The organism is Kocuria sp. KH4, from assembly GCF_053711175.1.
This window is the reverse complement of the sequence record NZ_JBSJYX010000056.1, coordinates 1-713: the sequence shown is the minus strand read 5'-3', so window position 1 is coordinate 713 and position 713 is coordinate 1. Positions and strand designations below refer to the sequence as shown.

Below are 713 nucleotides of genomic sequence, written 5' to 3'. Positions count from 1 at the left end.
CCTCGGCGGCGGCGTACTTCATGAAGTCCCCGCCCGAGCAGCAGGCCGATGACACCGCCCGGGCGAACCTGGAGGCCTTCATCCGCGGGGAACGCGAACGCTGACCCCCGCCCCCGCCCGCTGAGGGATGCACGAGGAGCCCCGCACCCGACCGGTGCGGGGCTCCCCCCGTGCCGGGCCGGCTACGAGTGCGCAGCACCGGTCCCGGCCCGCGCCGGCACCGCCCTGGCTCCTGGTGCGCCGGCGCAGCGGATGGTCAACCCTCCCCGCGCAACGCTGGTCACAATGCGCAACATTCCCCGAGGGGCCGACCGGAGGGTCGAGGGCCGCGGCCCCGGCGTGCCGGGCACCGGAAAAGTCGGCCGGAATGCTTGACAGGGGCCTGTGGGACAGCTCACGCTGAATCTCACGATATGAGGCACGTTGCGCAGTACGCGGCTTCGAGTCGACAGCTTCCACCGTCCGAGCCGCACTGCCGCCCGTGCACCCACTGATCTGAAAGGGGTCCTTCCATGGAGTCCCTCGTCATTGTCGGAGCGTCCCTGGCCGGTCTGTCGGCCGCGCGGGCCGCGCGCAGTCTCGGGTACGCCGGGCGGGTGGTGATCATCGGGGATGAGGTCCAGCGCCCCTACGACCGTCCGCCGCTGTCGAAGGACTTCCTGGCCGGGCGGATCGAGATCGAGGACCTCACCCTGGAGACCGACACCGAGGAC

At 71.5% G+C, this 713-nt stretch carries 1 protein-coding gene; it reads left to right on the top strand.

From position 1 onward, the window contains the following. Positions 1-512: 512 nt before the first annotated feature. The coding region (locus tag ACWCOM_RS18465) for an FAD-dependent oxidoreductase (protein WP_454550198.1) at positions 513-713 on the top strand (201 nt) is incomplete at its 3' end.